Origin of the sequence: Pseudothioglobus sp. nBUS_23, assembly GCF_051201565.1 — a bacterium.
Taxonomy (GTDB): domain Bacteria; phylum Pseudomonadota; class Gammaproteobacteria; order PS1; family Pseudothioglobaceae; genus Pseudothioglobus.
The window spans coordinates 1,407,020-1,432,774 of the sequence record NZ_CP179200.1; the positions used below are offsets into that span (position 1 = coordinate 1,407,020).

24 protein-coding genes are annotated in these 25,755 nt (G+C 40.5%); 2 read left to right on the forward strand and 22 right to left on the reverse strand.

Translation table 11 applies throughout. The annotated features are described in order from the left end of the window. Positions 1 to 9 precede the first annotated feature (9 nt). The 15 genes from ACMAZA_RS07175 to ACMAZA_RS07245 form a co-directional block, all read right to left on the reverse strand. The gene (locus ACMAZA_RS07175) at positions 10 to 849 is read right to left on the reverse strand and encodes an MOSC domain-containing protein (protein ID WP_435188257.1); all 840 of its coding nucleotides are present in this window, start codon (positions 847 to 849) and stop codon (positions 10 to 12) included. Positions 850 to 868: 19 nt separating this feature from the next. After that, complete coding sequence (locus tag ACMAZA_RS07180; RefSeq protein ID WP_435188259.1) at positions 869 to 1,630, reverse strand: ABC transporter permease; 762 nt, start codon at positions 1,628 to 1,630, stop codon at positions 869 to 871. Further along, complete coding sequence (locus ACMAZA_RS07185) at positions 1,627 to 2,553, reverse strand: ABC transporter ATP-binding protein (RefSeq protein WP_435188261.1); 927 nt, start codon at positions 2,551 to 2,553, stop codon at positions 1,627 to 1,629. The genes ACMAZA_RS07180 and ACMAZA_RS07185 overlap by 4 nt, the downstream gene beginning before the upstream one ends. Before the next feature lie 125 nt (positions 2,554 to 2,678). Next, positions 2,679 to 3,602: a carbohydrate kinase family protein gene (locus tag ACMAZA_RS07190; RefSeq protein WP_435188263.1), complete on the reverse strand. Its 924-nt coding sequence runs from the start codon at positions 3,600 to 3,602 to the stop codon at positions 2,679 to 2,681. 95 nt (positions 3,603 to 3,697) lie between these two features. Next, positions 3,698 to 4,045 carry a tRNA-binding protein gene (locus ACMAZA_RS07195; protein ID WP_435188265.1) on the reverse strand — a complete coding sequence of 116 codons (348 nt, stop codon included), beginning with the start codon at positions 4,043 to 4,045 and terminating at the stop codon, positions 3,698 to 3,700. Further along, positions 4,045 to 5,058, reverse strand: a complete 1,014-nt coding sequence (locus tag ACMAZA_RS07200) for an alpha/beta fold hydrolase (RefSeq protein ID WP_435188266.1) — start codon at positions 5,056 to 5,058, stop codon at positions 4,045 to 4,047. The genes ACMAZA_RS07195 and ACMAZA_RS07200 overlap by 1 nt, the downstream gene beginning before the upstream one ends. A gap of 15 nt (positions 5,059 to 5,073) precedes the next feature. Then, positions 5,074 to 6,387, reverse strand: a complete 1,314-nt coding sequence (gene glnT, locus ACMAZA_RS07205; protein ID WP_435188268.1) for a type III glutamate--ammonia ligase — start codon at positions 6,385 to 6,387, stop codon at positions 5,074 to 5,076. A gap of 37 nt (positions 6,388 to 6,424) precedes the next feature. Beyond that, positions 6,425 to 7,747 (reverse strand): FMN-binding glutamate synthase family protein, encoded by a 1,323-nt coding sequence (locus tag ACMAZA_RS07210; protein WP_435188269.1) that lies wholly within the window; start codon positions 7,745 to 7,747, stop codon positions 6,425 to 6,427. A gap of 13 nt (positions 7,748 to 7,760) precedes the next feature. After that, entirely contained in the window at positions 7,761 to 8,435 is a 675-nt protein-coding gene (locus ACMAZA_RS07215) for a protein glxC (protein WP_435188270.1), read from the reverse strand. Between the two features lie 2 nt (positions 8,436 to 8,437). Next, the gene (locus ACMAZA_RS07220; protein ID WP_435188272.1) at positions 8,438 to 9,331 is read right to left on the reverse strand and encodes a class II glutamine amidotransferase; all 894 of its coding nucleotides are present in this window, start codon (positions 9,329 to 9,331) and stop codon (positions 8,438 to 8,440) included. 101 nt (positions 9,332 to 9,432) lie between these two features. After that, positions 9,433 to 10,851, reverse strand: coding sequence for a glutamine synthetase family protein (locus ACMAZA_RS07225; RefSeq protein ID WP_435188274.1), 1,419 nt, complete (start codon positions 10,849 to 10,851; stop codon positions 9,433 to 9,435). Positions 10,852 to 10,880: 29 nt separating this feature from the next. Further along, positions 10,881 to 11,429 carry an Lrp/AsnC family transcriptional regulator gene (locus tag ACMAZA_RS07230; RefSeq protein ID WP_435188276.1) on the reverse strand — a complete coding sequence of 183 codons (549 nt, stop codon included), beginning with the start codon at positions 11,427 to 11,429 and terminating at the stop codon, positions 10,881 to 10,883. Positions 11,430 to 11,435: 6 nt separating this feature from the next. Continuing rightward, the gene (locus ACMAZA_RS07235) at positions 11,436 to 11,837 is read right to left on the reverse strand and encodes a cupin domain-containing protein (RefSeq protein WP_435188278.1); all 402 of its coding nucleotides are present in this window, start codon (positions 11,835 to 11,837) and stop codon (positions 11,436 to 11,438) included. Positions 11,838 to 11,846: 9 nt separating this feature from the next. Further along, positions 11,847 to 12,272 (reverse strand): lactoylglutathione lyase, encoded by a 426-nt coding sequence (gene gloA / locus ACMAZA_RS07240; protein WP_435188280.1) that lies wholly within the window; start codon positions 12,270 to 12,272, stop codon positions 11,847 to 11,849. 22 nt (positions 12,273 to 12,294) lie between these two features. Then, positions 12,295 to 13,395 carry an aromatic ring-hydroxylating oxygenase subunit alpha gene (locus ACMAZA_RS07245; protein WP_435188282.1) on the reverse strand — a complete coding sequence of 367 codons (1,101 nt, stop codon included), beginning with the start codon at positions 13,393 to 13,395 and terminating at the stop codon, positions 12,295 to 12,297. 199 nt (positions 13,396 to 13,594) lie between these two features. Here ACMAZA_RS07245 and ACMAZA_RS07250 point away from each other — a divergent pair, with 199 nt between their 5' ends. Both ACMAZA_RS07250 and ACMAZA_RS07255 read left to right on the forward strand, forming a co-directional pair. Continuing rightward, positions 13,595 to 14,932, forward strand: a complete 1,338-nt coding sequence (locus ACMAZA_RS07250) for a Rieske 2Fe-2S domain-containing protein (protein WP_435190488.1) — start codon at positions 13,595 to 13,597, stop codon at positions 14,930 to 14,932. A gap of 11 nt (positions 14,933 to 14,943) precedes the next feature. Further along, positions 14,944 to 15,972 carry a D-2-hydroxyacid dehydrogenase gene (locus ACMAZA_RS07255; protein ID WP_435188283.1) on the forward strand — a complete coding sequence of 343 codons (1,029 nt, stop codon included), beginning with the start codon at positions 14,944 to 14,946 and terminating at the stop codon, positions 15,970 to 15,972. Here ACMAZA_RS07255 and ACMAZA_RS07260 read toward each other — a convergent pair. From ACMAZA_RS07260 to nuoL, 7 genes are all read right to left on the reverse strand, one after another. Continuing rightward, positions 15,961 to 17,097 carry a glycerate kinase gene (locus ACMAZA_RS07260; protein WP_435188285.1) on the reverse strand — a complete coding sequence of 379 codons (1,137 nt, stop codon included), beginning with the start codon at positions 17,095 to 17,097 and terminating at the stop codon, positions 15,961 to 15,963. The genes ACMAZA_RS07255 and ACMAZA_RS07260 overlap by 12 nt on opposite strands. A 23-nt stretch (positions 17,098 to 17,120) precedes the next feature. Beyond that, positions 17,121 to 19,064, reverse strand: a complete 1,944-nt coding sequence (locus ACMAZA_RS07265; protein WP_435188287.1) for an acetoacetate--CoA ligase — start codon at positions 19,062 to 19,064, stop codon at positions 17,121 to 17,123. A gap of 32 nt (positions 19,065 to 19,096) precedes the next feature. Next, a complete protein-coding gene (locus ACMAZA_RS07270) occupies positions 19,097 to 19,963 on the reverse strand; it encodes a DMT family transporter (protein ID WP_435188289.1) in 867 nt (288 codons plus the stop codon). 78 nt (positions 19,964 to 20,041) lie between these two features. After that, positions 20,042 to 20,752, reverse strand: coding sequence for a glycerophosphodiester phosphodiesterase (locus ACMAZA_RS07275; protein ID WP_435188291.1), 711 nt, complete (start codon positions 20,750 to 20,752; stop codon positions 20,042 to 20,044). Positions 20,753 to 20,792: 40 nt separating this feature from the next. Beyond that, a complete protein-coding gene (nuoN, locus tag ACMAZA_RS07280; protein ID WP_435190490.1) occupies positions 20,793 to 22,238 on the reverse strand; it encodes an NADH-quinone oxidoreductase subunit NuoN in 1,446 nt (481 codons plus the stop codon). After that, positions 22,238 to 23,785 carry an NADH-quinone oxidoreductase subunit M gene (locus ACMAZA_RS07285; protein ID WP_435188293.1) on the reverse strand — a complete coding sequence of 516 codons (1,548 nt, stop codon included), beginning with the start codon at positions 23,783 to 23,785 and terminating at the stop codon, positions 22,238 to 22,240. The genes nuoN and ACMAZA_RS07285 overlap by 1 nt, the downstream gene beginning before the upstream one ends. 8 nt (positions 23,786 to 23,793) lie before the next feature. Next, positions 23,794 to 25,755: an NADH-quinone oxidoreductase subunit L gene (gene nuoL / locus ACMAZA_RS07290; protein WP_435188295.1), complete on the reverse strand. Its 1,962-nt coding sequence runs from the start codon at positions 25,753 to 25,755 to the stop codon at positions 23,794 to 23,796.

Consider the following 25,755-nt stretch of genomic DNA (forward strand, 5'->3'; position numbering starts at 1 on the left):
TTAATCCAGTTAAGCTATTTCAAGCAAATCTCCAACTCGCAGAACAGCATTGTCGCCAAGTAAAATTGCATTTTGACCAAAAAATGCTCCGTTTTTTTCCTCACTAAACTTTAGCTTAGCAAGCGTTGCCAAAGGCTCTTTAGGATTTTCGATAACACCTGTATCTTGATCAATCGTCGTAATTTTGCATCGCTTACAAGGCTTTCTCAATCCAAACAGATAACCACTCTTTTCGCATACCAAATTAGATGAGGTCATCATCTCAACATTGGGTAATCCTTTGAGCACTATATTAGGTCTGAATCGATTCATTGAAACTTCGAATGAATCATTTTCTGAAAGGCCAGTATTTAGCTTACTGAGGGACTCCCATGAGGTGATTAGATATGGAAACTGATCAGAGAATGCACTTTCAGCATGAACGCCATCTAAATATTTTTTAGGGACTGGTCGCTCGCCCTCTTGGTCAAACCTGACAAGTCTTAGCGCACTTCCACCATATGTTCCAAGAACATCAGTGAGCCATCGAGAGGCATCATCACCCTCATCGAACCCATCACAAACATCATCCCAAACCATTGCTCTGACTTTATTGCTTCTTGATGAATTAAGCGGAATCTTGAGAACCTTTTGATTATTTGAAGTAAGAATTAATGAAAGAGAATCTATACCTGTCTCAATTGTAGTCATTAGCTCTATTTCACGCTGAGATATAAAATTGTATTGATCATCAGTAACCATCCACTCACGGTCAAACTCAAGACCGCGCTTTGCAGTTTGGGCTTCAGTTAGAGCAATACCCTTAAGAGATTTGACTGGGTAAATATATAGATCAGTAATTTGAGCCATAACTTCCCCTTGAGCCTTATTATTGTTTTAGTTTATATCCAGTTCGAAACATCCAAGCTATTATAGCAATACAAATAGCAAGAAATAGAAACACCATGAATAAACTAATACCGACGCTCACATCCGAAACTTCAAAAAAGCTCCACCTAAAACCACTGACAAGATATAGAACTGGATTAAAGAGAGTCACCTTCTGCCAAAGATCAGGGAGCATACTGATTGAATAAAAACTTCCACCAAGGAAAACCAATGGAGTAATTATGAGTAGCGGAATGATTTGTAGTTTCTCAAAGTTATCAGCCCAGAGTCCAATGATAAAACCAAACAAGCTAAAAGCGATACAGGTTAAAACGAGGAAGCCCAGCATCCAGAATGGATGAGCAATATTTAAATCTACAAACAGGTTAGCTGTCGCTAAGATAATTGTTGCTAGAATCAGAGACTTCGTTGCAGCTGCACCGACATAACCAATTAAAGTCTCATAAAAAGACACAGGAGCAGACAAAAGCTCATAGATTGTTCCAGTAAACTTGGGGAAGAAAATGCCAAACGAGGCATTTGAAATGCTCTGCGTTAAGACTGACAACATGGTTAGACCTGGAACAATAAATAGGCCGTATGATACGCCTTCAATGTTCTCTATTCTGGATCCAATAGCTGAGCCAAATACCACAAAATAGAGAGCTGTCGATATAACAGGGGAGGCGACGCTTTGAAAAAGTGTGTTCCAGAAACGAAGCATCTCATTGAAATAGATGACCTTAATTGCTGTTAAATTCATGACTCCTCCTTAACTAGGTCAACAAAAATATCCTCCAGTGAGCTTTGCTCCACCTTCAGATCTTTTAACAATAATCCAGAGTTTGTAATTTTATTAAGTATCTCAGATACATCCGCCGTCTCATCCTTGACAACATAGGTATAAGAAATCTGAGTTCCGCCATCATTCAGCTCGATATTGTATTCCTCTAATGAGCTTGGGATCTCTTTCACTGGCTCTTTTAAATCAATTACAAGCTGTTTCTTTCCAAGGCTCTGCATCAGTTCATCTTTTTTCTCAACCAATAAAAGCTCACCATTACTAATGACGCCAACCCTATCAGCTATTTCTTCAGCCTCTTCAATGTAGTGAGTTGTTAGAATAATGGTCACTCCTTGATTGCGAAGTTTATTGACGATCTTCCACATGTCTTTTCTGAGCTCGACATCTACTCCGGCTGTTGGCTCATCCAAAAATAACACTTTAGGTTGGTGAGAAAGAGCCTTAGCAATTAAAACTCTTCTTTTCATCCCTCCAGACAAGGCTCTGATTTCTGAGTCTTTTTTATCAAAGAGTGAAAGATCTTTAAGTAGTTGCTCTAGATAAGCATCATCCCTCTTTGCACCAAACAATCCTCTACTAAATCTCACAGTTCCCAAGACGGTATCAAAAGACCCCAAAGTCAACTCTTGAGGAACGAGACCAATCATAGATCTTGTTTTTCGAAAGTCCTTGATAATGTCAAATCCATCAACTGAAACGGAACCTGATGATGGGGAGATGATTCCACAGATAGTTGAAATTAAAGTGGTTTTTCCAGCACCATTAGGACCTAAGAGCGCGAGAATTTCGCCACGGTTAATCTCCAGATCTACGGTTTTAAGTGCCTCAAAACCAGATTTATAGGTCTTCGATAAGGCTTTAATTGAAATGATTGAATACATTATCTAATCCTATTTAATGAAATTAAGAAGGTGTAGATTTTACTTACTATATTTTTCTTTAAATGACTATATAGAGTTTAATATTTTTCTTTCAAGTAGTCAGAATAAATATAGATCTTCATTCTCTAAAGCTCTTCTTGCCAGGGCGGGTTTGCACCTTTTCTGGTGACCGTAATACTCGCCACTTTGTTAGCAAATGAGAGTGCTGCTTCAAGCTGAGATTCAGTTAAAGTATTGAGACTATCAATCTCCAATAAACCCTGCTCATCAAGATTTAGAAGGAAGCCCGCATTAAACGTATCACCGGCAGCAATCGTATCGACAACATCAACCTTTTGACTCTCAGCAAATACCTCACTGCCATTTTTATAGATTACTTTTGATCCCTCAGAGCCTAAAGTCAATATGACAAGCTTTACTCCATTTTCAATCCATTCTTTACTGACCTTATTAAAATCTTGCGCACCATAGAGGTAGCGATAGTCTTCATCTGAAATTTTAATAATATCAACCTTGTAGGTAAGCTCAATAAAGCGAGCTATATAGTTCTGTTTGTTTTCAATAAAGTCAGGGCGCACGTTTGCATCAAAATAAATCGGTAAATATCCTGATACTTGTTCAATAAGCCACTGCCAACTCGATCCACAAGGCTCTGCTTGAAGACTGATTCCTCCAACCAGTAATGCCTCTGCCTTCTTTACTCTATTGATAAATGGGTTTAAGCTCTTTTGATCTAATAGTCGTCCAGCTGAGTGCTCATCAACAAAGGTGTACTCTGCTATGCCATTAACAACGTCTGCATAGGCAAGCGTGGTTGGCCTATTGGTCTTAATGACAAAGTCTTCCTTCACTTCAGAATGCCTTAATGTATTCTCTATAAGTTCCCCATAACTGTCATTGGATACGGCGCCAAAATAATAGCTATCAGCCCCCAACCGGCCAAGTGCAATTGATGAGTTGAAATTACTTCCTCCAACATGAGGAGTATATTCAGGCTCTCCTTTGAAAGAAACCATATCGATTAAGGATTCGCCGGCGCAGATAATCATTTAGACTTTAAACTTTTTTACATATTAAATCGTAATTTTACAATACGCTCTCTTAAGCATTTAGATATTGAATGAGTAATTAGAAAGTTTAAAAACTATAAAAGACGTGAACCATTATCGATAGGTAAATCATTAGTAGCTAGCACCACTGAATTATCGAGACGATAAAATCCCAGAACCAAGCACTCACTCATAATTGGGCCAACCTGTTTGGGCGCAAAATTTACGACGCCCATAACTTGCTTATCTTGCAGTTGTTCCTTGTTATATAGGTCTGTAATTTGTGAACTTGATTTTTTTATTCCAATTTCAGAGCCAAAGTCAACATGGAGAATGTAAGCAGGCTTTCTGGCCTCTGGAAAATCCTCAACCTTGATTATCGTTCCAATTCTTATATCAACTTTTTCAAAATCTTGCCATGTAATGGTCACATCATCTCCCATTATTGCTCTCCAAGTAGCTGATTTAATCCATTTTCTAATGCTAAAGTAAAGCCTTTATCATTGCCTGGATTGGCAGCGCAATGACCAAATGGTGAATCAAAGGGTCTGAATTCAACATTTGCTATAAAGCTAGCTTCAATGGCATTATCTTCAGGAGGAAAATATAAATCTTGAGAACACGGCATCAGAATGGTTTTAGCCTTTATTGATTTAAGTGCCATCTCAAAATTGCCATTATAAATCGGACCAATACTAATGTCACTGGTCTGCCAAGTCCTTAGCTTAGAAATAAGGTTGTTGGCATCCCAATTTGTAGCGTGGTCTTCTTCCCAATCAACCAATAAATCCTCAAATGACTCAAAACCTAGTGTTTTATAGAGTGAGTCTCGATAGAACGTTTGGGAAAAAGCCCATCCCGCATAAACTCTCGCAAATGCTTTTAGTCCATCAACAGGAGGTGAGCTATAGTCTCCATTATTCCAGTGTTGGTCTGCGCAAAGTGCCGCCCTTACACCTTCAAGAAATACAAAGTTGTGTGGTGAAGTTTTTGCAGAGGCGCAGAAGGGCAAAATAGCATCAACAAAATCAGGGTACTGGGCAGCCCACTGATAAGCTTGGCAGCCGGCCATTGACCATCCTGTCACCAGAGCAATCCTATTTACTCCTAATGCCTCAGTCAGAAGTCGATACTGGCATGCAATATTATCCCAGAGTGAAACATGAGGGAACCTTGGGCCATCCTGAGGAGACTCAGTATTGCTTGGAGAGGAAGAAATTCCATTACCAAACATATTAATTGAAACAATGAAGTGCCTATCAGGATCTATGGCTCTTTCAGGACCGAAGAATCCTTCATTTCTTTGATGTGATCCAGTATAAAAGGTAGGCAAGACAACAACATTACTTTTATTGGCATCCAATTTGCCGTAGGTTTTATAGGCCAAGAACGCAGAACTTAATACCTCTCCAGAGAGAAGAGTTACATCGCCTAGTTCAAATTTATCATAGCCCATTTCAGCAAATTTTTATCAACAGTCTAGAGTATTATCTCTCTCCCATTGACTGAGATGTGATGAATAGTCATTCCATTGACTTTGCTTAAGCTTGATATAAGCATCAATTAATTCATCTCCAAGACTTTCTCTCAAGACATCACTCCCCTCAAGAAGTCTTAAGGCATCTAGTAGATTTTTTGGAAGTTGCTTGTAACCCTCAATATCTTTACCAAGTTCATACATATTAATATCTAATGGATTACCAGGATCTCGGTTTGCAGCTATTCCATCTAGTCCGCATGCGAGAATAGCAGCCTGCATAAGGTAAGCATTTGCAGCGCCATCCATGAGTCTCAATTCAAATCTACCAGAGTCTGGGACTCGAATCATATGAGTGCGATTATTCCCTCCATAAGTAATTGAACTTGGAGACCATGTTGCACCAGAGAGAGTTCTTGGAGCATTTATTCGTTTATAACTATTCACGGTTGGATTAAAGATTGCTGTCAATCTATCTGCACTATGCATAATGCCGCCTAAGAACTGATATGCCAAAGAAGATAGTCCTAGTCCCCTGCTATCATCATCTCCATTAAAGAGATTTTTAGAGCCATCCAGGCTCCAGATAGAGAGGTGAGAGTGACAACCATTGCCCGTCAAGTGGCTGAATGGTTTTGGCATAAATGTAGCACGCATTCCATGAAGTTCTGCTATTGATTTCACCATAAATTTAAAAAATACTTGACGATCAGCAGTGGTCAACGCATCATCAAAATCCCAGTTCATCTCAAATTGACCATTAGCATCCTCGTGATCATTTTGATAGGGACCCCAACCGAGCTCGATCATGCTGTCGCATATTTGTTTAATGACTGGATATTGACGCATCAACGCTTGCTGGTCATAGCAAGGCTTACTCTGTTGATCTTTGTCATCTGCGATGTCTGTGCCATCATCATTAATTAGATGGTATTCGCATTCAACACCGGTCTTCATTCTAAAGCCTTGCTTTTCAGCTTCAGCAAGCTGCCTCTTTAATGCAACTCTTGGTGATGCCTCGACTGGCTTTCCATCCATCCATAAGTCAGAGGCTAGCCAAGCAACTTCTGGCTTCCATGGCAATTGAATCAAACTGTCTGGATCAGGAATAGCAAACATATCTGGGTGTGCAGGAGTCATGTCAAGCCATGCTGCAAAACCAGCAAAACCAGCACCTTCATCTTGCATACCTTCAATCGCTCTAGCAGGCACTAATTTGGAGCGCAAACTTCCAAATAAATCCACAAAACTTATCAGAAAATATTCAATCCCTCTTTCTTTAGCTACTTTACTAAGTTTAGTTGCCATAAATACTCCTATCTTTACTGTCTCAAAAAATTAATGCCTATACTCCATTCTTTCCAGGAATCCATCCGGTCCCAGCCAATGGAACACCGGCCATTGCAGCCGCCTCCATTGTTAATGCTACCATATCTTCTGGCTCCAAATTATGGACGTGGCTTTTGCCACACGCTCTCGCCAAAGTTTGAAGTTCCAGAGTCAACACATTAAGATAGTTAGCCAGACGACGGCCTCCCAATTTAGGATCTAAGCGCTTTGCTAGCTCGGGATCCTGCGTTGTAATTCCAGCTGGATCATTGCCTTGTTGGTAATCATCCCAAAAGCCTGCTGCAGATCCAATCGCTTTATAGTCTTCATCAAACTCAGGACTCTGGTCGCCCAAGGCTATTAATGCTGCTGTTCCTATTGCAACTGCATCAGCTCCAAGCGCAAGTGCTTTTGCAACATCAGCACCACTCCTGATGCCACCAGATACAATCAGCTGGACTTTGCGATGCATATCCATTTCTTGCAATGCTTCTACTGCCATTCTAACTGCTGGCAATGTTGGAATCCCTACATGCTCAATAAAGACATCCTGAGTTGCAGCAGTACCGCCCTGCATTCCGTCAACAACAACAACATCTGCCCCTGCTTTAACGGCAAGAGTAACATCATAAAATACGCGTGTTGCCCCAACTTTGACATAAATCGGTTTTTCCCAATTAGTAATTTCTCTGAGCTCTTGAATTTTGATTTCAAGATCATCAGGGCCAGTCCAGTCTGGATGGCGACAGGCTGATCTCTGATCAATACCCTCAGGCAAATTTCTCATTTGTGCTACTCGAGGAGAAATTTTTTGACCCAAAAGCATGCCACCGCCCCCAGGCTTTGCACCCTGACCAAGAACTATTTCAATTGCATCTGCTCTTCTTAAGTCGTCAGGATTCATTCCATATCTTGAGGGCAGATATTGATAAACAAGAGTCTTTGAATGACCTCTTTCTTCAGGAGTCATTCCTCCATCGCCTGTTGTAGTACTTGTTCCAGCAATGGTTGCACCTCGCCCCAAGGACTCTTTAGCCTGAGCAGAGAGGGAACCAAAACTCATTCCAGCAATCGTTATAGGGGTCTTCAAATGGATAGGTTTCTTTGCAAATCGATTTCCAAGGACAACTTCAGTCGTGCATTTTTCTCTATAACCTTCTAAGGGGTAACGTGAAGTTGAAGCACCTAAAAAAACCAAGTCATCGAAGGTAGGTATCTCTCTCTTAGCGCCAAAACCTCGAATATCATAAATACCCGTTTTTGCAGCGCGTTGAATTTCAGCAATGACGTGCCTAGGAAAAGTTGCTGACTCAATTAATGTTGGATTGTCTTTACTCATAAATCTTTTCTCCTTAATAGTCGTCGACTTGGTCGATATCGAAGTTATATAATTTACGTGCTGAACCATATCGACGGAACTCATCTACACTGTAATTCATTTGCGCCATTTCTAACAGATTTGCTAACTCTTCCTTGTGTTCTTTTTTCATTTCTTTTTCTTCGCAATCTGTTCCTAAGCTTTTGACCTTACCTCGGACATAGATTTTTGTTTCGTAAATAGAGTCTCCCATTGCATCACCTGCATCTCCACAAACAACAAGAGTCCCTGACTGAGCCATAAAGGCACTCATGTGGCCGATATTACCGCCCACTACTATATTGACACCCTTCATTGATATGCCGCATCGCGAACTGGCATCCCCCTCAATAACTAGCAAGCCGCCATGGGCAGTAGCGCCCGCATACTGAGAGGCATTACCAGTCACACGGACTTGACCAGACATCATATTCTCTGCAAGTCCAGGCCCAGCATTTCCATTAATTTTTATAGATGCCTCTTGATTCATTCCTGCACAGTAATAACCGACATGGCCATTGATCTCCACATTAATATCTTTTGTGAGTCCTACAGATAGTGCATGCTTACCAACAGTGTTATTAACTGTAAAATTATCGCCCGAAGAGCCAACTTGTAACTTCTGATTTAACTCTCTAATACTGCTCTGATTCAAATCTATTGTGGCCATATTTAACTCCTTTTCCAGCTATAAATCTGAGTCGGTTCAGGCTCCCAAATGCGAGCATTTTCAGCACCTGGAAGTGTTGCAATGGCGCGATACTCTGATGACATAGCTGCCCAGTCATCGGTCTCAGCCATAATTGCAGGCTTACATCCAATCGGATCTCGCATCACAGCAAATCCATCCTTAGTGCCGATGGCAAAAGTGTAAAAACCATCTAAATCCTCTATTGCATGATTCAATGCCTGATCCAAGTCATCCCCCTCACTCAAACGCCAACTCAAGTAACCTGCAGCTACCTCACTATCATTATCAGTTTTGAACTGGACGCCTGCACGTTTAAGGGTTTCACGAAGACGATTATGATTTGAGAGAGAGCCATTATGCACTAGACACAAATCCTGACCAGTAGAAAATGGGTGAGAGTGCTCTGTAGTAATCGCGCTTTCAGTTGCCATACGTGTATGTCCTAGGGCGTGAGTACCTGTCATATTCTTGATATCAAATTGCTCTATAAAATCAGAAGGATTTCCCTTTCCCTTAAAGATTTCAATATTACTACCAGCGCTGGTTACACTTAACGCATTCCAGTTGTCATGGAGCCATGCATCTACTTCATTAAGTGACGCCCCAAGTGAAAGAACTGCATGGTTCTGGTTGACATAGAACTTAATCACTGAAAAATTAGAACTGACAGCATTTTCAAAGCCTGCCCAATCAAAATCAGCATCTTGGGCAAGCACAGTAACTTTACAGCCCTTCTCATTGGGGTCTCTATAGACAGCCATACCAGCACTATCTGGACCACGCTCTGTCATCTCACTCAGCATAGGAGCTACGAGAGCTCCCAATTGCGATTCAAGCTCTGGATTTTTAATAAAAAGTCCAACAATTCCACACATATTTACTCCAATTATAAAACCTATTTTTGAATCAAAAGCAACTCAAAAAAAAGATAGTTTAAATTAAAAAGAACTCTTATTTTTGGCAATAACTTTATTATCTAGTAAAGCCTCAAAAATTCTTGAACTTCCCAGTCAGTAACTGCCTGGTGGTATCTATCCCACTCATCTTTTTTATATGAGAAAAATTGGAGTAGCATTGAATCACCCAAGACTTCCTTTGCAAAATCATCTTTGTTCAGAGCCTCAATCGCCTCTAAAAGGTTTCGAGGGAGTGATTTAATATTTGATGCCTCCATTTCTTCAGGGCTCAAAGTATAAAGATTTAGATTTAAGGGTTGACCAGGGTCAATTTTATTTTTAATTCCATCTAACGCTGCCGCAGTTGTTAGCGCTAGAGACAGGTATGGATTCATGCACATATCTGCTGCACGATTTTCAATACAGAAACGGTTCTGAGGAAGACGAATCATGCAAGAGCGATTGTTGTCTCCATAGGCCATTGTGGTCGGCGCCCATGTATAAACTCCTCCCTCAAATCCTCCCACGATTGGAACAAGTCCATTGTATGAGTTGACCGTTGAGCAGGCAACTGCTGTAATTGAAGTGCCGTGCTTAATCAAGCCTCCAACAGCATGGTAGGCTAAGTCAGAAAACTTACCATCTTTTCCTTCAAAGATATTTTTATTGTCTTTATTGCTCGTCATACTAAAGTTAATATGGGCGCCGGATCTCCAGTCACCAATGGTTGGCTTTGGCATAAAGGTAATAAACATCCCATATTTTTTAGCCACTTCTTTGAGTAGAACTCTCAAGAAAACTAATCGATCCGCCATCTGAAGAATGTTGGTATAGGTAAAGTCTAATTCAAATTGTGAATACGCACCCTCACAGACAACATCCTTCATTTCCCAACCAAGGTCATTGACGATATCTATTAGTTCTTTGAGAAACTCCATAGAATCGATCGAGTACTCAACGTCATATCCAAAGGCTTGCCTTCTTGGACGAAGACCTTCTCCAGGCAATGGATCGTCATCGATAGCTTTAACGGGTTGACCATCCTCATAGCGCATTGCAATAAACTCTGGCTCAATCCCACAAAAAGCCTTATAGCCTGCATCATCTGCATTTTGAACAGCTCTTTTAAGGGTCTGACGAGGGCATAAATTATATGGTTCACCCTCCCACCACAAATCAGAAAAAACCCAAACACAAGTTTTATCCCAAGGACAAATAACTAAACTGTCTAGATCAGGGACAGGAATTTGATCTGAGTCATTTGGCCCTAGCTCTGGAACAAAGGAGACTGAATGGACAGCAAATTGTGGTCCTTTTCCAGCACATAGTGCCTCGAATTCGGCAAAAGGGATTGGCTTTGTTTTTGGAAGACCAAGCATATCAATCCAACAAGAAAGTATATATTTTATGCCTGCCTTTTCGAGCCTTGCTTTTTCTTCTGCAACACGTTTTTTAGAGGGAAGTGCATCTTCCATCTTGGTATGGTAAATTCTATTCATTCTATCTCCTTCTATTTTCTCTAATAATATTAAATTTTCTCTTGAGACTTCAATAAGAACTGATTTTTAAATGTTGAGAGTCCTTTCATAACCTCAACATCCTTAATATCTTCGTTATTAAAGCAATGCTCTTCGAGAAAATTACTCAATGTATCGTCACTCTCTGATGCAATCTCAACAAGCAAATCATATCGACCAGTAACCCACATAATAAATACAATCTCATTGCAGCCTTCTAACCTCTTAGCAACCAAACTTGGACTTGAACTTGAGGCAACTTTTATTCCGAGCATTGAATCAGTTGAGTAGTTTATTGCAGAGCGATCAACTAGGGCTTTGATTTGCAAAACTCCAGCATCTTTCATACGGTTAACTCTATTTCTGACTGTGCCTTCTGAGATGTCTAGAGTATTTGCAATTTCCTTAAAAGGTAGCCTGCCATCTAACTCCAACAAGTCAATAATTTGCTGATTTAATTTATCCTTTAGCGTATCTCTGGTTGGTATACGAGCGTTTGCATCAGGATTCATCTCAGTGTTTTGACTGAGATTTATTAAACGACTGCTTGAGCTACTCATCGCTTTCTAGTTTTGTGGCATATCTTCTGGATCAATTCCAGGAACAAATGTAATGCCTGCCTGTTGCTTCCAATCATGCGGGTAAGCTGCATAGAAAATAATACATTTCTCATCACACTCATAGGCAATTGAATTGTCTTTAGGGATATACAAAACATCTCCCGGATTGCACTCATAGGCAACGCCATCACAGGTTAGTCTGAACGTCCCTTCCATGCAATAAATAATCTCGTCACAGGTCAACTCCCATGGAACAGAAACTTCATTCAAAAAATTAAGTCCGCCACACATCGTATCACTGACTGCACTAGTAACGAAAGGCTTGATATAACTTTTACCCGGCTCAAGTGTATGGAGGCGATGCTCAATTTCGCTAAATTTATAGAGCTTTGGTGTTTTATCTTTCATCATCATTCCTTATTCAGTTAATTCAAGTTTTTCATTCAGTTCAACGACATAGCCATCGGGATCTTCAATAAAGGCTAGGATTCTTGTTCCCGCATTCATTGGCTTAGCTGGACTAAGAATCTTTGCACCGCTCGCCTCAAGGTCTTCGACAGCTTTGTAAACATCGGGTGTTTCTATACAAATATGGCCCCAGCCATTCCCTTTGTCATAGTGCACCTCTTGATCCCAATTGTGGGTTAGCTCTAGGGCTGGAAATTCCCTTTCAGGGCCATAACCTACAAAAGCATTTGTATACCGTCCGCCTGGATAATCAGTTTTTCTTAAAACCTGCATACCCAATATGTCACAATAAAATGCGATTGATTTATCTAGATCCAAGACCCTCATCATTGTGTGCGCTAATCTGTAGTCACTATTGAAACTTTCATTTGCCATAATTACTCCTCATAAATTAATATTATTTTGTTACTGAATCAGCAATCATTTGCTGAAAAGCTCTGACGCTGTCTTCCCAAAAAGGGGATAACAATCCTCCATCCTTTGAAACTGAGGACAGTCTTCCAAGCTGCATCCTTTGACAGATTGCATGGTCTTCCTTGTGAACATCCCACCATAACTTCTTAATCTCTTCAATACTTTGATCTGAAACAGGATTGCCATCAGTTGTGTAAATTACCCTTTTCTGAAGGGTGTGGCCTGAATCGATTGGAACATTAAGGTAGACCCCAATCTGATCTGGGAAATATCTACCAATGATAAAATTAGGAAATAATGTCAAGTATCTGGAGCTGACCGAAAGACTGCCTTCAACCTTGTCCTTATCATCTAAGTCAATTGCACTGCCTACGCAAACGCCATCTACAATAGTGTAGTGGTCTTCGAGTGGCTGGTTTGTTGTCGTTCTATGGACAAATTGAACATGGTATGGCTCAATAAAGTTTTCCATTAGGAACTTCCAATTCGTGTCTATTTCTCCAAAATCAAGAGTCGCAATGGGCTCTACTATTTGGAAATCAATATCTTTAAAATTATTAATTAACGGTTTGGCATACTCTTCAAAATCTTGCGCCTCGCCACTCAAATTAATAAAAATCCAATCGTTCCAGATTGCTGTTCTTACAGCCTGAAGTCCATGCTCAGACATGTTAAAGCCTTCAGGTTGATGCTCTCTACCTCCAAAAAATGGAGTGGCACATAGATCACCATCCAAATTATAGGTCCATGAATGGTAGGGACATGAAAGCATGGCCCCAACATTACACGACTCATCAATCAGTTTTAGGCATCGGTGAGAACAGGCATTGTGGAAGGCATTTATTTTCCCATCCATATTTTGAAGCAGAATAATCGGCTGTCCTGCAACGGTAATTGGGATAGCATCTCCTGGATCTTTAAATTCATGAACAAAACCAGCAAAAACCCAATTATTTGTAAAGACGGTTTTACTCTCTGCATCAAAAAACTCATCACTCGTATACGCCCAACTAGGAAGACCACGTTTTAGGTCGCTCTTCTTATTAAATGCAGACAAATTATTTTTGATAATTGTTGTATCCATACCTTAAATTTAAATATTTTAGTTTTGAGATTATAGACCTAATTATTACTTATTAAGTAAATAATTAACAATAAATTACCAATAAATGCAATTTTTTAATAATAATTCATTAATATGTAATTATGTTTGGTATTATTTGTGCAGAAAAATTTAACTTTTTTTAAAAAGGCTTTCGCATTTGGATAATGAAAAAAACAATATAGAGATTGAATTTAATGGCTTTTCTGGTTATGAATTAAAGCACTCTAAAGAGGTCGATGATGAAATTACACGCATTGGTCCAGGTACAAAAGCTGGAGAATATTTAAGAAGATATTGGCACCCAATTTATATCTCATCAGAACTTACAGACCTTCCTGTAGCAATCAAAATCTTGGGTGAGGAATTAGTTTTATTTCGTGACAAAAGTAAGCGACTTGGCCTAGTTCACAAACAGTGTCCACATCGCCAAGCCTCTCTTGAGTTTGGAATTTGTCAAACTCATGGAATCAGTTGCTGCTATCACGGCTGGCACTTTGATGTTGATGGAACAATTTTAGATGTTCCAGGCCAGTCTGAACACACTCAAGAAATCATTAAAGAGAAGGTTCAGCTCGGCGCGTATCCGACGCATGAATTCAAGGGACTTATTTTTGCCTACTTGGGTCCAAAAGAAAAGAGGCCTGAGTTTCCAATGTACGATAGTCTAAATTTTGATGACATGGAAATGGTTCCATACAAAGCCCCGTTTGATTGTAATTGGCTTCAAGTGCTCGATGCCATTGTCGACCCTATTCATACTGCTTTTCTTCACTCTAATATGAGTCGACAACAGTTCTCTGAGGGATTTGGTGAAGTTGGACAGATTGAATTTGTTGAGAGAGATAGCTGGATTCTTGGATGCAATACTAGAAGGGTTGGCGACAATGTTTGGTTCAGAATTAATGAAGTTATCCTCCCTAACTTTACTCAAGCAGGAGCGGCATTTGCTGCTGATGGAACCAAACAACTGCTTTATGGTCGAAGTTCCTTTACAAGGTGGGTAGTCCCAATTGATGATGAGAGAACGATTTGCTATGCCTGGGCAAATTTTGGTGAACGTGGTGATCCTCATAAATACAATACGCCAGAAGGGCCTGAGCTCATTGAGCAGGGAGAGATATTTGATAGACCTTATGAGGAGCGTCAAAGATTCCCTGCAGATAGAGAAGCGTGCGAGGGGATGGGTCCAATTAACATCCATAAAAACGAAAACCTGGTTGCCAGTGATCAGGGAGTTGCAATGATGCGTCAAAGAATAAGAGAACAAATCAGAAGCCTTGCTGATGGCAAAGAACCCTACAAAGTGACCGATCTAAAAGAATCGCCAATACCAACTTATGGAGGTGATTCTGTTCTTAACATTCCAAAAAATGATGATAATGAGGACAGTTTCTTCAGTAAACTTGCCAAGGAGTTCATTAAAATTCAGTTTGAGGTTGATAGCAAAACTGAGGAAGAGAGAATTAAAATTGTCTCTGATAAACTAATTGAAATTCAATCAAGAGAGAGCTCGTAGGTCAATAAGCTATGCAGGGTAATAAAAAAATTAGAGTCCACTTTAAGAGTAATCATGCTGATCCTGATTCATTCCCTCCAACCATAGAGGGTGAAAGTGTATTTGCAATAACCCAAGAAAGATATCAAGCTGCAATTGAGAGCTATCCAGATCTAAAAGATAAGATTGATCCCGTTTTTGATTGGGATCTTGACAACTTTTATGAATCTATGAAAACTGCAGAGGTTTTAGTATGCTGGGATTTTCCGACTGAAAATCTATCTGAAATTGCCCCTAATTTAAAGTGGATACATATCATTGGTGCTGGTGTTGAGCATTTATGCCCGATGGATTGGGTTCCTGAAAATGTCTCTGTTGTAAACAATAGAGGAGTTCATTCGGAGAAGGCTGGAGAGTTTGGGCTGATGAGCGTCTTGATGCTGCACACTCATATTCCTGAAATAGTCAGAAACCAACAGAGCAATCACTGGGAGTCTTTATACTCCTCTCCAATCATGGGAAAAACTCTGCTTGTTATTGGGGTTGGAAACATTGGTTATGCGGCAGCTCAAAAGTGCAAGCTACTTGGAATGAATGTGATTGGTGTGAGTCGTCACGGAAAGAATCTTGATGATGTTGACCGAATAGTCTCTCAAGATGAGCTCGATGAAGTACTTCCCCTCGCTGACTATATATTTATGTCAACACCAAACACACAGGAGACTTATAACCTTCTTGACAAAAGACGTCAATCATTAATGAAGCCTGGCGTAGGAATCATTAATGTTGGTAGAGCGGCAACAATGGACTATGATGCGCTTGTTGACAACTTGAACTCTGGCCACATTAAGGCGGCAATCATTGACGTTTTTGATCCTGAGCCATTGCCATCAGATTCTAAGCTGTGGACTACGCCTAACCTTATGGTTATGCCTCACATCTCAGCTGATGACGGTGACACCTATATCACATTGACGCTCGATTTGGTGATGATGAATATGCGCAGATACATTGCGAACGAGGGCCTAAACAATCTAGTGAACCCTGAGCTAGGTTACTAGTTCTCTGAAATCCTCTGCGGCCTTTTGAGAAATACCTTTAAGGGAGCCATATGGGTCCTCGAAAGCCTTTTCAATTGAAAACTTTTCATTAACAATGCCGTATGAATTAGTTACATTGAACTTTTGATTAAAAGTTTTTGGATCATCAACTGAGCCTGCAATGACAAAAACTCTGCGGTTCAATTGGTTTGCATAATTAATAACGCCAATTGGAGCCTTGCCTCTTTCGCTTTGAGAATCAATCCGGCCCTCTCCAGTAATGACAAGATCTGCATCCAATAAATTTTGATTAAAGTTGAGCGCCTCGAGCACAATATTAATTCCACTCTTGAGCTCTGAATTTATGAAAGCTGAAATGCCAAAACCTAGACCGCCAGCAGCACCAAAACCAGGCTGATCCTGCAACTGACTGCCTAACTGAATTGAGATGATTCTGTAATAGTGAGCCATAATTGACTCTAGCTCTTCAATCATTTTACTGCTCGCCCCCTTTTGCTCTGCAAAAACTTTAGAAGCACCTTTTTCTCCAAGAAGGGGGTTATCTACATCACAGGCTATCTCGATAGCTGTGTTCTTTATACGCGTATCTATATGACTGAGATTGATATCAGATAACAAACTTAGAGTTTCAAAATGACCATTCAATTCATTTCCTTCAGAGTCCAAAAACTGAACACCTATTGCCCTTAAAAATCCATATCCACCATCATTCGTAGCGCTTCCTCCAAGACCAATAATGATTTTTTTTGCTCCTTTATCTAGCGCTGCGATGACTAGCTGTCCGACTCCAAAACTGGAGGCAGCCATTGGGTTTCTTTTGTTTTCAGACACTAAATGTAGGCCACATGCTTCTGCAACCTCGATCACAGCTGTTTTTGAGTTTCCAAGCATCCCCCACTTCGCTCTTGTTGTATCACCCATTGGCCCTTCGACCTCTGAAAACTCAAAACTCCCATGAGTAGCGCTTACCATAGCATCAACGGTGCCTTCGCCTCCATCTGCGATTGGAATCTTAATGATTTCAGCCTCTGGAAAAACATTTTGAAAGCCTGACTCAATAGCACTGGCAACCTCAAACGCTGTGAGCGTTTCTTTAAAAGAATCAGGAGCTATAACTATTTTCATAATGGAGAAATAATTTAGTTAGCTCAAATTGATAGGAGCTCTTCACGGTTTTTAAAAAACTCTAAAGCCTCAGGGTTTGCAAGCGACTCCTTGTTTTTAATTTCAAGCCCATGCACTATATCACGAACCGAAATCTCTACGATTTTTCCGGACTTTGTTCTTGGAATATCACCCACTTCTAAAATCTTTGCTGGAACATGTCTTGGTGTGCACTCTGTGCGGATAACCAACTTAATCTCCTGAATGAGACTATCCGTCAGCTCTTGCCCCTCTCGCATCTTCACAAAAAGTACTACACGAACATCATTTTTCCATTCCTGCCCAATCACAATACTCTCAAGTACCGCCTCAATTTTATCTACTTGACGGTAAATCTCGGCAGTACCGATGCGAACACCTCCAGGGTTTAGAACCGCATCCGAACGCCCATAAATCACAACGCCGCCATTTTTAGTAATTTCCGCAAAATCTCCGTGAGCCCATACACCTTCAAAATGCTCATAGTAGGCTGAATAATACTTCTGGCCTCCTTCATCTCTCCAAAAAAAGACCGGACGAGATGGAAATGATTGTGCGCAAATGAGCTCACCACGCTCTTGACGAACGGATTCGCCTTCATCATTCCAAACTTGCACATCCATGCCAAGCCCTGGCGCTTGTATTTCACCTCGATAGACCGGGAGCGTCGGAACGCCCAAAACAAAGCATGAGACAATATCTGTGCCTCCAGAAATGGATGCGAGATGAAGATCATCTTTAATCTCAGAATACACAAAATCATAACCTTCTGCAGAAAGCGGAGACCCCGTCGAGGCCATACCTCGCAGCGCTTCAAGATTGCGTCCAGACTTAGGAGAGAAGCCTACTTTTTGGAGTGCCTCAATATATTTTGCTGAAGTTCCAAATAATGTAAATTTTTCAGCCTCTGCAAAGTCCCAAAGTGCTTTTGCTCCTGGATAAAAAGGTGATCCATCATAAAGCATTACCGTAGCCTTACTCGCTAAAGCTGAAACCAACCAGTTCCACATCATCCATGAACAGGTCGTGAAATAAAATACGCGATCATCTTTACGAATATCTGCATGAAGCTGTTGCTCTTTTAGATGCTGTAAAAGTGTACCTCCATGGCCATGAACGATGCACTTTGGCGCTCCAGTTGTCCCAGAGGAGTAGAGGATGTAAAGAGGGTGATCAAAAGGGACTTGTTTAAACTCAACTTCCTTATCGGGAAGATTTGATGTTATCTCTAAAAGAGTTGAGCAGTTTTCTATATCTCCCGTGTATGTTTGAATATATTCAATCATTACGACCTTCTCTACCGAAGGCAATTCATCTAGAAATGACTTAACTCTCTCAATTGTGTCATGTGCCTTTCCATTGTAATAATAGCCATCAACAACGAAGATCATCTTAGGCTCGATCTGCCCAAAACGATCCAAGACTCCTTGCTTACCAAAATCGGGGGAGCAGCTCGACCAAATCGCTCCAATTGAAGTTGTTGCGAGCATCCCAATGATTGCTGCCGGGTGATTAGGAAGAAAAGCTGCAACTCGATCACCTGGCCCAACACCACAACTTCTCATGTGAGATTGAACTTTAGCAACCTGCAAATATAGATCAGAAAAAGAAAGGCGTAATTCAATCTTATTCTCTCCACGAAAGACGATTGCGTCTTTCTCATCTCGACGCGATAACATAGTTTCAGCGAAATTTAATTTCGCTTCAGGAAACCACTGGGTATCAACCATCGATTCTCCCACTCGCTCAGGCCCAGAAAAGTCACCAACTGCGCCGCAATAATCTGCACACATTCGCCAAAAATTATCTGAGTGGTCAATAGAAAACTGATGCAAATCCCAATAGTTTGATAGCTTTAAGCCTCGCTCCTGGTTCACAAAACTGATGAATTTTGTGACATTCGCGTTTAGAATTTGCGACTCATTTGGCTTCCAGATTGGTGAACTCAATCATTCCTCCTCAAACAATACCGACAGATGTTTTAATTATACTTTTTACCCCAGCGCTCTAGTGAAATGGTTGCAATAAAGATGATAAACATACCAACCCACTGACTCATTCCAAGAGCATCCTGGAGAAGCATAACACCTAACAGTATGGTAAATACTGGCTCTAAATACATTACGTTTGATGTTCTAACAGGTCCAATGAGAGAGATTGATTTAAAGAAAAAATAGAATCCCCCACTCATACCCATTGCCGAAAGAATACTCCACATGAGCATCTCTGAGGATACTGAAGAAATTGGATCTGAAGTCACAATAAAATAGACAGACACAAATATTAGTGCTGGCAAAACAGTAATGTATTTCACAAGTCCCCATCCCGATTCAACACTTTCATGCCTCGATAGAATGTTGACTGTGACCTGAGCACATGAGGCCACAAGCCCCCAAAAAACACCCCATAAATTCCAATCACTTGAATCACCCTGAACCAGAACCCAAATTCCAAAGAGAGAAACCAGGAGCGCCGCAACAGATAAAAGATCGATGGATCGACTTTTGATTAACGAATTTACAAAAAAAGTAATGATAGGAAACGTATAAATCACCACTACAGCAAGACTCAACGGTATCAACTTAATTGAGTACATGTAAGAAGAAATAAAGAGGGCCTGGAAAAGACTTATTAAGATGAGTCTAGTATGAGCTGATCTACTTTTAGATTTCTTGGGAGACTTATTTAGGATGCTTGCAAAAATAAAGGTGCTGACATAACGAACAGAGAGAAGAAGGAATACAGTTCCTCCGACTCCATAAAAGTAAGGGACTACAGTAGCAGCAAGAGAGAAAAAGAATGCTGCTAATATTGCCGTGACAACGCTTGCCGATAGATTATTGGACACAGTCAGTTAAGAATCAAAAATGATAAGAGCCTGCATTTTAAGTCTCTTAAAGAGAGTCCGTCAAGGAATAAATTTAATTTAACCCTGAATCCTTCTCATTATTGATTCAGGATCGTTGGTGGTAATTGAAATTGACCCCCACTCAATTAACCGTAAAGCGACATCAGCATCATCTATCGTCCAGGAGTGATACTCTAAGCCTGCATCAATCACTTTATCGACAAATAATTTTGAAGATTCATTGTTGGTTGAGATTCCATTCGCATTTATCTCTAAAGCCTCGTCAATTAACTCATCAAAATCTCGACCATCTTCGCATGAATAGAGAAAAAATGCCTTGTAAACTGGATTTAAATCCTTTACCGTTTTTATGACTTCAGAATTAAATGAAATAATTACTATTTGATCAGCATTCATTTTGGATTTAGATAGCTGACTCAATAGCGGAGAGATAATTTCAGGGCCACACTTGATTTCAATGAAAATTTTCTGTCCTTTTGGAACAGTTTCTAACACCTCAGACATTGTCGGAATTTTTAGATTGAGATTAGAGTCTCCTTTATAGCTCAGCTCTAATGCTTTTAAATCTTTAAGAGTGGAGTGACGGATGATTGCCTTAGTCTTGCAGACTCTTTCAGTATCCTCATCATGAATACAAACAATTTCACCATCTTTAGTTAGATGGAAGTCGCCTTCGATTCCATCTACGCCAAGCTGCCAAGACGCCTCGAAGGCTGGCAGTGAGTTTTCAGGGAATGTAAATGAGACTCCGCGATGCGCAATAATCATAAAGCCATTCTACAGAAAATGTAATAAAAACCTAGCCCACTTAAAACAGTGAAACAGACAGATTCATCCAATAGCTAGGCATCAAACCAATTATTAAAATGAGTACACCGTTGATAGATAAGACGACTTTTAGATCTATTGGCGCTGAAACAACAATGTCTTTATCTGCATCATCAAAGTACATTGTTTTAATAATTTGCAAATAGTAGTAGGCACTGATGACTGCAAAAATAACCGCGATGACAGCAAGAATGACGTAACCCTCGGATACCACTTGCTGAAGAATAAATAGTTTTGAATAAAAACCAATAAATGGGGGCACTCCAGCCATTGAGAGCATCACAGCAAGCATGATTAAAGCAAACCAAGGCGAATGTTTACTGAGCCCTCTAAAGTCTGAAATTTGGTCTGCTTCAAAGCCACTTCGATTTAATACAATGATCGATCCAAAGGCAGCCAAACTCATCAGTATATAAGCGAATACATAAAAAATAGCTGACCCATAGCCCTCTAAAACACCAGTGACAAATCCAAGAAGCACAAATCCAATGTGGGATATCGTTGAATACGCGAGCATTCTCTTTATATTCACTTGCGTCAGCGCAACTAATGAGCCAACTGCAATTGAGAGAACAGCTAGAATCATAAATAGGTCCGCCCAGTAGTGCTGGAAATCACTCAAGCCATCAATCAAGAGACGAACTAATAGAGCTACAGCAGCTATCTTTGGAACCGTTGATAAAAACATAGTGACCGAGGTTGGTGAACCTTGATAGACATCTGGAACCCACATATGAAAAGGCACCGCACCAAGCTTGAATGCCACTCCAATGACTAGGAAAACGAGACCAAAATTGAGAATCAGTGTCTCTTGAGGCTCTAGAGTAGCAAGACTTGCAAAGCTAGCTATCTGAGCAATATCAAGGTTACCAGTTATTCCATAAATCATTGACATGCCATAGAGCAATAGGCCTGATGCTATGGCACCTAGCACAAAATATTTAAGTGCGGCCTCTATCGCAAAAGCTCTGTCTCTTGCAGTTGCTATAAGCGCATACAGGGATAAGGACATAATCTCTAGCCCAAGATATAAAGTCAGAAGGCTGTGCCCAGATACCATGACAAGCATCCCTAAAATTGACATCAGCGCAAGAATAAAATACTCGTTTCTTAGAAGGCCATGAACACTCAGATAGTGCCGCGAATAAACCAGTGCAATCATTGAAAAACCAGCTATAAAGACTTTAAAGGTAGACCCCAAGGTGTCTAGCACGAAGGTTCCTGAGAATATAGTTGCACTCTCTCCAATTAAGTTAAATGCCAACAAGCCAGCTATTAAAAGGGCTAGTTGAGAGAGATGGTAAGTAAACTTTTTAAGCTCTTCCTTTACATATAAATCAAACAAAAGAATACATGAGATTGCTGCCAACAAAAATAGCTCAGGCATCAAAAACATTAGCTCTGAAACATTGAAGTTAAAATTCATCATAACATGCCCGGGATTTTAGTTGTAAGTGCCTGCTCTAGAAGATTCGCTATACTCACGTGCATCACTTCAATGACTGGCTGGGGATAGATTCCCATCCATAAAACTGCCACTGCAAGCACTGCAAGAATACCAAACTCTCTAGCATTAATATCGTTCAGTTTACTAACTTCAGGATTGATGACTGGACCCCAAAAGACACGTTTGACCATCCACAACGTGTAAGCCGCACCGACTATCAAAGTCATAGCAGCTAAAAATGCATACCAAAAGTTTGCTTGAAGCGCGCCAAGAATAACCATAAATTCACCCACAAATCCGGATGTCCCTGGAAGCCCAGCATTTGCCATCGCAAATAGGACAGCAAACCCTGTAAATTTAGGCATTGAATTGACGACGCCTCCGTATGTCGAAATCTCTCTTGAATGCAGTCGATCATAAAGCACGCCAACCACCAAGAACATTGCGGCAGATATAAAGCCATGAGAAACCATTTGAATCATTGCCCCCTCTAGACCAAGATAGGCACTCTCTATACTTGCACCAGCTATCGATATAAGTTCTCCACTTGAATCCATCTTCATAATTGAAAAAAGAGCAAACACACCCAGAGTAACAAATCCCATATGTGATATTGAAGAGTACGCGATTAATTTCTTCATGTCTTTTTGAACTAGCGCAACAAAGCCAATATAGACAATCGCAATCAATGAAAGCACGATGACTACAAAAGCAAAATATGATGATGCATCTGGCGTTATTGGAAGAGAGAATCTAAAGAATCCATAACCACCCATCTTCAGCATGATTGCAGCTAGGATTACTGAGCCGCCTGTAGGAGCCTGAACATGAGCATCCGGTAGCCAAGTATGAACTGGAAACATTGGAACTTTAACAGCAAAGGCAAGAAAGAATGCCCAGAAAATCCAGCCCTGCTGAACCAGTGTCAGTGGCAGAGCGTGCATATCAGAGATTGCGAATGAACCGCCAAGATTGTACATATAGATTAATGAAACCAGCATAAAAACTGACCCCAGAAAGGTATACAAAAAGAATTTAATGGCTGCGTAAACTCTGTTTTGACCGCCCCAGACTCCAATAATTAACAGCATTGGAATTAATGACGCCTCCCAAAAAACGTAATACAGCATTGAGTCCATCGCCGAGAAAACGCCAATAATGATTCCTTCCATCATTAAAAATGCTGCCATATAGTCGGCTACTCTATTCTGAATAACCTCCCAGCCTGCAATGATCACCAGTATGGTCGAGAAGGTCGTTAGGATGATCAATGGCATTGAGATTCCATCAACCCCAAGATGATAAAAAATATTGAACTGTGATATCCAACTCATTTTCTCAACAAACTGCATTGCTGAAGTTGAGGTATCAAAATCTAAAAAAAGATTGATAGATAGAATAAAAACCAATACTGATATAACAGCGCTAGCCCACTTTGCCGTCGAACTTCTCTCGTTTCCAATCAAAAGGACCGCTCCACCCCCTAGAATAGGCAGCCAAATTAAAATACTAAGCAATGAATCCATACCCCTACCTAACTAAAAAATGAATAATCTGAAGCTATGAGAACCCACCCTAGAACAAGCATCAGACTGACAATCATGAAAAATGCATAGTGGTAAACATATCCCGTTTGAACTGGTCTAATTAAGACACCTAAGTAGCGCGCAAGTTTTGCACTTCCATTCACAATAACTTTATCAATAAGGGTCATGTCTGAAATCTTCCAGAGAAGATTGCCGAGCTTAACCGAGCCCTTAACAAAGACAATATCATTCAATCTGTCAAAACCATAGAGTGAGTTGAGCACATAATTGGTTCTCTTAAACCTGGATTGAATCTGATCCGCCCAATCCGGTCGATATAGACAAAATACCCATGCTGAAACTGCGCCACCAACCATCATCCAGAATGGTGGGGTCACTACTGAATGCGTTAGGAGTGCAAAAGCAGAATAAAAATGATCCTTCAGCTCTGCAAGTGCGTGATGTGAAGAGTCAATAGTAATGGCATTTTCAAGCCAGCCCCCAAAAAGCATCGGCTCAATTGTCAGGTATCCAATGACCACTGAAGGAATCGCCAGAAGGATCAGTGGAACTGTGATTGAAGAGCCTGTCTCATGGAGATGCTCTTCAGTATGACTATCCACCCTGGATTCGCCATGAAACACTAAAAACAGAAGTCTCAAGCTATAAAAGGCAGTAATAAAGACGCCTACTAAAACTGCTATGTAGGCCCATCCAGCATATGGCAAATCAGAATAATGAACGGCCTCAATAATCATGTCTTTCGAATAAAAGCCTGCAAATCCTGGAAAACCAATTAGCGCCAACGTTCCAAGCAAGGAGGTAATGTATGTGATTGGCATTTTTTTTCTGAGTCCACCCATTTTTCTAATATCCTGCTCATGATGAAGAGCTACAATAACTGAACCTGCAGCTAAGAAAAGCAGAGCCTTGAAAAATGCATGAGTCATCAAATGAAATATAGCAACAGAGTATGCGCTCACGCCCAGAGCAACAGTCATATAGCCAAGCTGAGAAAGGGTAGAATAGGCCACCACTCTTTTTATATCGTTTTGGACAATTCCTAGCAAGCCCATAAATAAAGCGGTCACTGCACCAATAATCATGACAACCATTAATGCTGTATCACTTAGCTCAAATAAGGGCGACATTCTCGAGACCATAAATATTCCAGCAGTCACCATGGTTGCAGCATGAATTAAAGCTGATATTGGAGTTGGACCTTCCATTGAGCCTGGAAGCCAGACATGCAGTGGAACTTGAGCTGACTTTCCCATTGCTCCAACAAACAAGAGCAGACAAACAACGGTAATTGCAGAAAAACCACCAAATAATGTTTGCCCAATAATTTGATCTTTTTGGCTGAACGCTTCGGCATAATCCAGCGTACCAAAAAACATAAGAACAAATGCGATACCTAAAAGGAAGCCGAAGTCTCCCACGCGGTTAACAAGGAAAGCTTTTAGATTGGCTTCGATAGCCGATTCTTTGTGGTGCCAAAACCCAATCAAGAGATAGGACACCAGTCCGACAGCTTCCCAGCCAAAAAATAACTGCATAAAGTTATTTGAGATGACCAGTGTGAACATGGCGAATGTAAACAAAGATATATAGCTAAAAAACTTAGTGTAGCCCTTGTCTTCATGCATGTAGCCTATCGTATAGATATGCACCATTAGTGAGACAAAAGAGACAACAACGAGCATGATTGAGGTCAGATTATCTACCAAAAACCCAACACTGATATTGAGTCCACCTATCTGCATCCAGGTATAGATATTTTGATTGAAGACATCCCCATTATTTAAAACATGGTGGTTGAAGACATAAAGCGACAGGACTGTGGATACAGCAACCCCTAAAATTGTGATGGAGTGGGATAGCTTCCTACCCAATCTGTTGCCTGCAAGCCCTACGAGGACCGAACCAATAAGGGGTGCTAGAACAATTGTTAAATAGATATTAAGCAT

Excerpts from the sequence above, each read along its gene's own strand:
- ACMAZA_RS07175 (WP_435188257.1), bottom strand. The coding sequence starts at position 849 with ATGGCTCAAATTACTGATCTATATATTTACCCAGTCAAATCTCTTAAG.
- ACMAZA_RS07180 (WP_435188259.1), bottom strand. The coding sequence starts at position 1,630 with ATGAATTTAACAGCAATTAAGGTCATCTATTTCAATGAGATGCTTCGT.
- ACMAZA_RS07185 (WP_435188261.1), bottom strand. The coding sequence starts at position 2,553 with ATGTATTCAATCATTTCAATTAAAGCCTTATCGAAGACCTATAAATCT.
- ACMAZA_RS07190 (WP_435188263.1), bottom strand. The coding sequence starts at position 3,602 with ATGATTATCTGCGCCGGCGAATCCTTAATCGATATGGTTTCTTTCAAA.
- ACMAZA_RS07195 (WP_435188265.1), bottom strand. The coding sequence starts at position 4,045 with ATGGGAGATGATGTGACCATTACATGGCAAGATTTTGAAAAAGTTGAT.
- ACMAZA_RS07200 (WP_435188266.1), bottom strand. The coding sequence starts at position 5,058 with ATGGGCTATGATAAATTTGAACTAGGCGATGTAACTCTTCTCTCTGGA.
- glnT (WP_435188268.1), bottom strand. The coding sequence starts at position 6,387 with ATGGCAACTAAACTTAGTAAAGTAGCTAAAGAAAGAGGGATTGAATAT.
- ACMAZA_RS07210 (WP_435188269.1), bottom strand. The coding sequence starts at position 7,747 with ATGAGTAAAGACAATCCAACATTAATTGAGTCAGCAACTTTTCCTAGG.
- ACMAZA_RS07215 (WP_435188270.1), bottom strand. The coding sequence starts at position 8,435 with ATGGCCACAATAGATTTGAATCAGAGCAGTATTAGAGAGTTAAATCAG.
- ACMAZA_RS07220 (WP_435188272.1), bottom strand. The coding sequence starts at position 9,331 with ATGTGTGGAATTGTTGGACTTTTTATTAAAAATCCAGAGCTTGAATCG.
- ACMAZA_RS07225 (WP_435188274.1), bottom strand. The coding sequence starts at position 10,851 with ATGAATAGAATTTACCATACCAAGATGGAAGATGCACTTCCCTCTAAA.
- ACMAZA_RS07230 (WP_435188276.1), bottom strand. The coding sequence starts at position 11,429 with ATGAGTAGCTCAAGCAGTCGTTTAATAAATCTCAGTCAAAACACTGAG.
- ACMAZA_RS07235 (WP_435188278.1), bottom strand. The coding sequence starts at position 11,837 with ATGAAAGATAAAACACCAAAGCTCTATAAATTTAGCGAAATTGAGCAT.
- gloA (WP_435188280.1), bottom strand. The coding sequence starts at position 12,272 with ATGGCAAATGAAAGTTTCAATAGTGACTACAGATTAGCGCACACAATG.
- ACMAZA_RS07245 (WP_435188282.1), bottom strand. The coding sequence starts at position 13,395 with ATGGATACAACAATTATCAAAAATAATTTGTCTGCATTTAATAAGAAG.
- ACMAZA_RS07255 (WP_435188283.1), top strand. The coding sequence starts at position 14,944 with ATGCAGGGTAATAAAAAAATTAGAGTCCACTTTAAGAGTAATCATGCT.
- ACMAZA_RS07260 (WP_435188285.1), bottom strand. The coding sequence starts at position 17,097 with ATGAAAATAGTTATAGCTCCTGATTCTTTTAAAGAAACGCTCACAGCG.
- ACMAZA_RS07275 (WP_435188291.1), bottom strand. The coding sequence starts at position 20,752 with ATGATTATTGCGCATCGCGGAGTCTCATTTACATTCCCTGAAAACTCA.
- nuoN (WP_435190490.1), bottom strand. The coding sequence starts at position 22,238 with ATGAATTTTAACTTCAATGTTTCAGAGCTAATGTTTTTGATGCCTGAG.
- ACMAZA_RS07285 (WP_435188293.1), bottom strand. The coding sequence starts at position 23,785 with ATGGATTCATTGCTTAGTATTTTAATTTGGCTGCCTATTCTAGGGGGT.
- nuoL (WP_435188295.1), bottom strand. The coding sequence starts at position 25,755 with ATGCTTAATATCTATTTAACAATTGTTCTAGCACCCCTTATTGGTTCG.